General features: G+C 68.2%; 7 protein-coding genes and 1 tRNA gene. 3 read left to right on the forward strand and 5 right to left on the reverse strand.

Features of this window, described 5'->3' with window-relative positions; translation table 11 throughout:
* Both Q0925_RS00030 and Q0925_RS00035 read left to right on the forward strand, forming a co-directional pair.
* Positions 1-2,408: DEAD/DEAH box helicase (locus Q0925_RS00030; RefSeq protein WP_299330476.1), on the forward strand; the 2,408-nt coding region annotated here is incomplete at its 5' end.
* 86 nt (positions 2,409-2,494) lie between these two features.
* Complete coding sequence (locus Q0925_RS00035) at positions 2,495-2,866, forward strand: hypothetical protein (RefSeq protein WP_299330478.1); 372 nt, start codon at positions 2,495-2,497, stop codon at positions 2,864-2,866.
* Here Q0925_RS00035 and Q0925_RS00040 read toward each other — a convergent pair.
* The 4 genes from Q0925_RS00040 to Q0925_RS00055 form a co-directional block, all read right to left on the reverse strand.
* Complete coding sequence (locus Q0925_RS00040) at positions 2,863-3,555, reverse strand: YqjF family protein (protein ID WP_299330480.1); 693 nt, start codon at positions 3,553-3,555, stop codon at positions 2,863-2,865. The genes Q0925_RS00035 and Q0925_RS00040 overlap by 4 nt on opposite strands.
* A gap of 213 nt (positions 3,556-3,768) precedes the next feature.
* Positions 3,769-5,970, reverse strand: a complete 2,202-nt coding sequence (locus Q0925_RS00045; RefSeq protein ID WP_299330483.1) for an AAA family ATPase — start codon at positions 5,968-5,970, stop codon at positions 3,769-3,771.
* Positions 5,971-6,008: 38 nt separating this feature from the next.
* Positions 6,009-6,839 (reverse strand): fumarylacetoacetate hydrolase family protein, encoded by an 831-nt coding sequence (locus tag Q0925_RS00050; RefSeq protein WP_299330486.1) that lies wholly within the window; start codon positions 6,837-6,839, stop codon positions 6,009-6,011.
* A 225-nt stretch (positions 6,840-7,064) separates the two neighbouring features.
* Positions 7,065-7,139: transfer RNA gene (locus tag Q0925_RS00055), tRNA-Glu, on the reverse strand.
* A gap of 121 nt (positions 7,140-7,260) precedes the next feature.
* Between Q0925_RS00055 and Q0925_RS00060 the strand changes: the two genes are divergently transcribed.
* Positions 7,261-7,992 carry an SDR family oxidoreductase gene (locus Q0925_RS00060; protein ID WP_299330489.1) on the forward strand — a complete coding sequence of 244 codons (732 nt, stop codon included), beginning with the start codon at positions 7,261-7,263 and terminating at the stop codon, positions 7,990-7,992.
* 234 nt (positions 7,993-8,226) lie between these two features.
* Here Q0925_RS00060 and Q0925_RS00065 read toward each other — a convergent pair.
* A partial coding sequence (locus tag Q0925_RS00065; RefSeq protein ID WP_299330491.1) for a hypothetical protein occupies positions 8,227-8,442 on the reverse strand: 216 nt, incomplete at its 5' end.

Consider the following 8,442-nt stretch of genomic DNA (forward strand, 5'->3'; position numbering starts at 1 on the left):
CGGGCGAAAAGCTACGAACGGCACTCTCGGACGTGAACCACGTCGTCGTCGACGAGGTCCATGAACTCGCGTCGTCGAAGCGGGGTGCGCAGTTGACCGTCGGACTCGAACGCCTGCGGGAGCTTTCGGGAGCGTTTCAGCGGATCGGGTTGTCGGCGACGGTCGGGTCGCCCGAGGAGGTCGGTGCGTTTCTGACCGGTGGACGCGGCTGTGCGCTCGTCGAGGTGGCAGCCGGGACGAACGTCGACTTCCGGGTGTGTACTCCCGAACCGACCCCGGAAGACGAGAGACTGGCAGGGGAGTTGGCGACCGATGTCGACGTCGCAAGCCACGTGCGGGCGATCCGCGACATCGTCGCCGACAACGAGTCGACGCTGGTGTTTGTCAACACGCGTCAGACCGCGGAAGCGCTCGGCTCGCGGTTCAAACGCGTCGGAGCCCCCATCGGTGTCCACCACGGGTCGCTCTCGACGGACGCCCGCATCGAGGTCGAGAAGGCGTTCAAAACGGGCGACCTCGACGGGCTGGTCTGTACGTCGTCGATGGAACTCGGCATCGACGTGGGGCGGGTCGACCACGTCGTCCAGTACGGCAGTCCCCGCGAGGTGGCACGCCTCCTCCAACGGGTCGGGCGTGCGGGCCACCGTCGCGATCAGGTCTCCGAGGGGACGATCCTCACGAGCCACTCCGACGACACGCTGGAAGCGCTTGCCATCGCCCGTCGTGCGGTCGCCGGCGAGGTCGAACCCGCGTCGATTCACGATGGCAGCCTCGACGTGGCCGCAAACCAGATCGTCGGCCTCGTGATGGATCACGGCGAAATCGGTGCTCGGGCGGCCTACGAGACCCTGACACGGGCGTACCCGTTCCGCTCGCTCTCGGCGGAGCGGTTCCGTGAGGTTGTGCGCGAACTTTCGGGGAACCGGTTGTTGTGGCTGGATGAGGACGCCGACCGGTTGGAGAAGTCGGGCGGGACGTGGCGGTACTTCTACGCAAATCTGTCGATGATCCCGGACGAGGAAACCTACGAGGTGTACGACCTCTCCTCACGGACGACGGTCGGAACCCTCGACGAGCGGTTCGTTCTCAACTTCGCCACGCCGGGCGAGGTGTTCATCCAGCGCGGGGAGATGTGGCGGATCACCGAGGTCGACGAGGACGAAACCAGAGTCGAGGTGACGCCCATCGAGGACCCCGCTGGCGAGGTCCCATCGTGGACCGGCAAAGAGATCCCGGTCCCCGCCGCGGTGGCCGGCGAGGTGGGAGAGATGCGCGACGTTGCGACGGCGCAGTTCGAGGGCGGCGCGGACCGGCAGGCGGTCGCCCGCGAGTTTCTGCCCCGCTACCCCAGCGACGAACGGACGCTCGCGGGGGCGCTCGATTCCGTCGCGAAACAGGTCGAGGCGGACGCGCCGACGCCGACGGCAGACCGACTCGTGATCGAAGGGCAGGGCCGCGGCGTCGTGCTCAACGCTCCTTTCGGCCACGAGGTGAACGAGACGCTTGGCCGCCTGTGTTCGGCGCTCGTCGGCCAACGAACCGGGTCGTCGGTGGGGATGGAGGTCGACCCATACCGGATCGAACTGGAGGTGCCGGGTCGAGCCGGCCCGAGCGACGTGGCGGAGGTGCTGAAAACGACCGACCCCGCCCACGTGGAGGGGTTGCTCGAACTCGCCTTGAAAAACTCCCAGACGTTGAAGTTCACGCTGGCGCAGGTGGCCGCGAAGTTCGGCGCACTCAAGCGGTATCAGGGTTCGGGCCGGTTCGGTGCCGACCGCCTGCTGGCCGCTCTAGAGGACACGCCGGTCTACGAGGAGGCGCTCCGCGAGGTGTTCCATACGGACCTGGCGCTCGAGGAGGCCGCGGCGGTGTTGGAACGGGTCCAGTCCGGAGGGATCGAACTGGTGATCGCGCGAGAGCACACACCGATCGGGACGGGCGGGCGATCCAGTGGTCGGGAACTGCTCGTCCCCGAAAACGCCGACGCGAGCGTCGTCGAGACGCTGAGAGAACGGATCCACGAGGACCGAGTGATTCTCTGTTGTCTCCACTGTACGGACTGGACACGAAAGACAAAGGTAAAACGCGTCTCGGACCAGCCACGGTGTCCGGAGTGTGAGTCCACGCGGATCGCCTCGCTCAACCCGTGGGACGAGGAAGCGGTGAAGGCGGTCAGAGCGAATCAAAAAGACGAGGAACAGGAGCGGCTGACCGAACGCGCCTACAAATCGGCCAATCTCGTCCAAAGCCACGGCAAGCAGGCGGTGATCGCGATGGCCGCCCGCGGGGTCGGCCCACACAACGCCGCACGCATCATCGCCAAACTCCGCGAAAACGAGGCCGACTTCTACCGCGATATCCTCGAACAGGAGCGCCAGTACGCCCGCACGCAGTCGTTCTGGGATTGAGCGGAAGGTTCAATCCCACGTGGCCGAACAGGAGGTATGGCACGGGGTCACCGACCGCACCCGACGCCGTGGAAGGGGTCGACACCGTGAGCGACAACGACGGCCGACAGACGCTCGACGTCGAGTTCGGTCCCGGGGTCGTGGGCATCGGCGTAGGCGTGAGCGGCCTGCTTTTCCTGCTCGACCCGGTCGTGGGCGTCGTCGCCGCCGGCGGGGTTGAGGTCCGGCCGGTTGCGCTCTCCGGTGTCGCCCTCGCGTGTGCGCTCTGTTTGGGTGCCGTTGTCTTTCTCCGACGGGGACGCCGGTTGTTCGGCATCGCCCACGCCATCTTCGGTGTCGCGTGGAGCGGTATCGCCGTCGGAACGGTGCTCCGCCGGGGCACGGTCATCGTCGCGGCCGTTCTCCTCGTCGTCGTCGGCTCCGGCTTTCTGGTCGCGCAGGCCCGGGAGTGGTATTAAACCGACACCCGCCGGATCCGTCCGGCGGTCACGTCGACCGCGGCGGCGTACCGGAGCCGTGGGTCGCCAGTCGGTCGGTCGAAGCCGTTTGCCTCGAAGAGCGTGTTCTCTCGTGTCGTGAGCGTCGCGTCGGAGAGTTCCCACGGCGGGTGTTTGATCTCGCCTCGGTAACACCGCCCGCCGTCGCTCTCCGTGTAGAACCGGTATCGCTCCGTGAGAAAGGAGTCCAGTGACCCCGGATCGGCCGTCGTCGCCGTCGTGGTCGGGCGGTAGGTGGCGTCGAACCGGGCGGGTAACACCCCGGAGTGGGTCCGCCGACTGCGAAACCGGACGCCTTCTGCCGTGTCGTCAACGTCCATCTCGGCCCGGTAGTAGGGGAGTTTGAACAGCCCCCGGGCCAGCGCCACCCCGATCCGGTCGGGGGCGTCGAGGTTGTAAAAGTAGACCCCCGGCCCGTCGTCCGAGCGGACGTACGTCCGGAGGTTCAACTCGGGAAAGGAGAGTCCAACCGGGAGGCCGCGGGGACGGATCGACCGCATCCGGAAGCCGACGACGCCGAGGTAGGCGTCGCCGTCGTATGTATCGACGGTCAACCCATCCGGAAGCGTCACGGCGACCACGGCGGGGTCGACCGCCCAGTGAGCGAACAGCACGTCCTCCCAGCGCATCGAGAGGAGCGAACGGGACATAGCCATGGTATGGGTCCGATGGGGTTCGGTCTGTCGGTGTGACGCCACGACCTCTCCTCCCCGCGCCGGGGACGCGTCTCAGCACACGGGGGCGAGTCGGAACCCGGCGGCCGTGTGTTACCCACCGGGAGAAGCGCCCCGTCCGCCGGTCGGGTGGAGGTCGTCACCCGTCGGTGTGTCGGACACCGAGCGGGCGGTTGCGAGTCAGTGTCGTCAGGGGAGCGACGGCGACACCGACCCGAGCGCCGCCTCGAAGTGGGCGGCCGTCAGCGCAACCTCGTCGGTGTGGTCGTTCGCCGCCGCGCCGGAGTAGGACTCGGCCACCGTCTGGACGGCCTGAACCGCCGCCTCACGGCAGACACCGGCGAGGTCCGCTCCGGAGTAGCCGTCGGTGCGCCGCGCCACGTCGTCGAGATCGACGTCCGCCGCGAGCGGTTTGCCGTCGGTGTGGACGCCGAGGATGGCGCGTCGCGCCGCCTCGTCGGGGGCCGGCACCTCGACGTGTGATTCCAGCCGACCGGTTCGCAACAGCGCAGGGTCGAGAGCATCCTTCCGGTTTGTCGCCGCGAGAACGATCAGCCCGGGGTTGTCGGCGGCGGCGTCGAACTCCGTCAGGAGTTGCGAGACGACACGGTCGGTCACCTCGTTCGCGTCGTCGCGGGCGGTCGCGACGGCGTCGATCTCGTCGAAAAAGACGATGGCGGGTGCGGCCCCACGGGCGCGATCGAACACCTCGCGGACGGCCTTCTCGCTCTCGCCCACGTAACGATCGAGGAGTTCCGGACCCCGGACGTGAACGAAGTTGACGCCGCTCTCGGCGGCAACGGCACGGGCGAGAAGCGTCTTGCCCGTCCCCGGCGGACCGTAGAGCAGGATGCCGGTCGGTGGGTCGGCGTCGGCCGCGTCGAACAACGGCCCGTATGTCAGCGGCCACGTGACGGCGCGTTCGAGCGTCGCCTTTGTCTCGTCGAGACCGCCGACGGATTCGAACCCCTCGGTCGGCGTCTCGGAGACGTACTCACGCATCGCACTGGGGTCGACCGCCGCCATCGCCGACTCGAAGTCGGCGCGCGTGACCGCGATCCCGTCGGTTCGAAGGTTCTCCCGGCGGGCACGCCGAAGCGCCGACATCGCCGCCTCGGTCACCAGCGATTCGAGGTCGGCCCCGACGAAGCCGTGGGTGCGGGCAGCCAGTCGGTCCATATCCACGTCGTCGGCCGTCGGCATCCGGCGCGTGTGGACGTCGAGGATCTCGCGCCGCCCCGCCTCGCCGGGGACGCCGATCTCGATTTCGCGGTCGAACCGGCCGCCACGACGGAGCGCGGGATCCAGATCGTCGACCCGGTTGGTCGCGCCGATAACGATCACCTCACCCCTGGCTTCGAGCCCGTCCATCAGCGAGAGGAGTTGGCCGACGATCCGATCCTCCATTCCGCTGTTGTCCTCGCGTTTCGGCGCGACGGAGTCGATTTCGTCGAAAAAGACGATCGCCGGCGCGTTCTCGCGGGCCTCCTCGAACACCGCCCGCAGACGTTCCTCGCTGTCGCCTTTGTACTTCGAGACGATCTCCGGGCCCGAAACCGAGAGGAAGGTGGCGTCGACCTCGTTGGCGACGGCCTTTGCGATCAGCGTCTTGCCCGTTCCCGGCGGGCCGTGCAGAAGAACGCCCTTTGGCGGATCGACGCCGAGGCGGTCGAACAGTTCCGGGGAGGAGAGCGGGAGTTCGATCATCTCTCGGACCAGATCGAGTTCGTCGTCGAGCCCGCCGATATCCTCGTAGGTGACACCCGTCGCCGGCGACGGGCGGTCGTCGGCGACCGGCAGTTCCCCGAGGTCGAGGTCCGTCCCGCCGGTGTGAGCGTCGTCGCTCGGGTCGGTTGTCGCGTCCACGTCGTCGTCGACCGCCGCGTCGTCGGCCGACTCCCCTGTCAGTTCGAGATCGGTCGCCTCTGTCACTCGAACCGGGTTGTCGGGGCGTGTTCGCTCGACGACAAACGGGGTGGTACCCAAACTCTCGACGTGGACCCGATCACCGGTCCGGAGAGGACGGCCGTCGAGCGTCCGCCGGAGTTCGCGTCTTGCGGTCTCGTTCCCGGGAGTAACGCCGGCAGGCGTCGAGAGCGCGACCGAGTCCGCGTCGGCGACACTGGCCGGGCGCACGGTGACCGTATCACCGACGGCGACGCCGGCGTTGGTCCGTGTCCCCGCGTCGACGAGGATGGCATCGTCGGGGACGCCGGCCCGCGCCGGCCAGAGTTTCGCGACCGTCGTTCGTGCCCCCTCGATGGCGACCGCGTCGCCGCTCAACACGCCGAGTCGCTGGCGGGCGACCTCGGGGAGACGTGCGATGCCACGCCCTGCGTCTCGCTTCTCCGCGCTCCGGATCGTGAGTTCGATCCCCGCCGTCGCGTTCATCACTCATAGGTACGGGCGGGCGACCCTTTACCCTTGGCTCACTCCGGGCGGACCACGTCGGCGGCGACGGTTCCGATCCGATCGACCTCTGCCCGGACCCGATCGCCGGGGTCGATCCGGCCCGCACCGGGCGTCCCCGTCGAGATCACGTCGCCGGGTTCGAGCGTCATCACCTCTGAGTGGCGGGCAACGAGTTCACGCGGCGGGAACTGCATGTTCGCGACGGTGTTTCGGGCGACGACCGACCCGTTCACCACCGTCCGCACCGCCACATCGTTGAGGGACACGTCGGGACCGGGAACGGCGAGGTGTGGGCCGAGCACCAGAAAGGTGTCGTAACTCTTCGCGCGGGTGAGAAATCTGGGGTTGCGCCGGAGCACATCCTCCGCGGTCACGTCGATCACCGGCGTGTAGCCGGCGATCACCTCGGCGGCGTCGGCGGCGTCCACGGCCCGACAGGTCCGGCCGATAACGACGGCGAGTTCCGCCTCGGCGGTGACGCGGGCCGCCTCCGCGGTCGGCGGGAGGCGGATCGGGCCGCCGGGCCCCGTCGCGGCCGTCGCCGGCTTGAAGAAACTCGCCGGTTCGTCCGGCGGGTCCTCGGAGAGGTCCGCGGCGTGGTCGGTGTAGTTGAGACCGATGCCGAACAGTTTCCCCGGTCGGTCGAGAACCGGGCCGAGGGTGACCGACTCGCGGGGAATCCGTCCGGCGGGCACGTCGGTGAGCGCCGGGGCCGGGAGGCCGTCGGTCACACGCGGGAGGGCGTCGCGGACGCCTGATGTGTCGGGGAACGCCGCGCGGAGGGGGACGAACCCCTCGTCGTCGCCGGCGAGCGGTCGGCCGTCGACCGTGCGGGCGAGATAGTCCATCACACGGCCCCCGTGGTCCCGGGGTCTGTCCGTGGGTTCGTGTCGTCCATACCCGGCACCGTGGTGGCCACGGTAATGAACCTCAGGGTCCGGGCGGACGCGTTTCCGGTGGCTCCCAGGTGAGTGGGTACGGAACTGCTCCGGCAGGGACGAACCACGGTCGCTGCGACTCGCTTGCTCGAATCCCTTCGTGCGCTTCTCGCTCGAAAAACTCGCTCGCTGCGATGCTCCGGCAGGGATTCGAACCCTGGTCATTGCCGTGAGAGGGCAATATGATTGGCCGGACTACACCACCGGAGCGCGCCGACGCACCGCACGCCGATTACGTTTCGTCGAAAGGAGTGCCCATATTTAAACGCAACTATCTCGGGCCGGGAGGTGTGGAGAATGAAGAGGCTCCGGATAGACGGGACGGACGAACATGAGTCTCGAAGGCAGTTCGACCGTCGTCACGGGTGCGAGTTCCGGCATCGGTGAGGCGACCGCCCGCGAGTTCGCGAGCGAGGGGGCGCGTGTCGTTCTCGCCGCGCGCAGCGAGGACCGACTCAACGCCGTCGCGGCCGACATCGAGAACGAACATGGGAAAGAACCCCTCGTCGTTCCGACCGACGTTCGCGACGAGGCGGCCGTCGACGCGTTGATCGAGACGGCCGTTGAGGAGTTCGGCAGCCTTGACGTTCTCGTCAACAACGCAGGCTTGGGTCGGGGCGGCGACGTGGCCGACCTCTCGACCGAGGACTACCGAGCGATGATGGAGACGAACGTCGACGGCGCTTTTTACGCGACGCGGGCTGCACTCCCGCATCTGGGTGCGTCGTCGGGCAACCTGATCTTCGTCGGGAGTTTCGCGGGGCAGTACCCCCGTCCCGGCAACCCGGTGTACGCCGCGACGAAGTGGTGGGTCCGAGGGTTCGCCCACAGCGTCGAGGCACAGGCCGGGCCGGACGGTATCGGCGTCACCGTCGTCAACCCGACCGAGGTACGGACGGAGTTTGGCGGCGACGACGGCGACCCATTCACCGAGCGGTTCGAACCGGGCGAGGTGAGCGACCCCGAGGAGATCGCCGACGCCATCGGCTTCGCGGCCACGCAGGATCACTCGACGGTCCACGAGATCGACGTCTATCGCCGTGACAAGTTTGCGGGGTGGTGAGACCGACGGTCAGGCTCAGGGGGGAGGCGTGGTGACGCCGGCCGCCGCGACGTACGACCCCTTGCACGTCGGCCGTCGCCGTCTGTCGGAGTAGAGACGTTCTGTTGCTCGACGCGAGGACCGGTCGGCGGTCGGGTCGCCGGCGAACCGCCCCGGAATCGGCTTCGGCCACGCGAACGGTCGCCGCAACCGTACCGGTCGCGGGCGGGCGTCAAAACGTCTCGTCTAGAGCGGTCAGGAGAGCTGTGTGGACCACCAGCGGAGCCACTCGGCGAGGGGGCCACGCATCCCGTCGACGTGGACCCGAACGGTGCCGTCGAGATGCCACCGGGCGAACTCGGCGTTGGCCTCCATCCGCAACGGGACGTCGACGGTCACGTCTTCGAACGCACACTCCAACTCCTCCTCCCGATCGATGGCCGTGTCGAGAACATCGTCGACAACGTCGAG

The sequence above is a fragment of the Haloplanus sp. genome, from assembly GCF_028275055.1.
Lineage (GTDB): Archaea > Halobacteriota > Halobacteria > Halobacteriales > Haloferacaceae > Haloplanus.

Excerpts from the sequence above, each read along its gene's own strand:
- Q0925_RS00040 (WP_299330480.1), bottom strand. The coding sequence starts at position 3,555 with ATGTCCCGTTCGCTCCTCTCGATGCGCTGGGAGGACGTGCTGTTCGCT.
- Q0925_RS00045 (WP_299330483.1), bottom strand. The coding sequence starts at position 5,970 with ATGAACGCGACGGCGGGGATCGAACTCACGATCCGGAGCGCGGAGAAG.
- Q0925_RS00050 (WP_299330486.1), bottom strand. The coding sequence starts at position 6,839 with ATGGACTATCTCGCCCGCACGGTCGACGGCCGACCGCTCGCCGGCGAC.
- Q0925_RS00060 (WP_299330489.1), top strand. The coding sequence starts at position 7,261 with ATGAGTCTCGAAGGCAGTTCGACCGTCGTCACGGGTGCGAGTTCCGGC.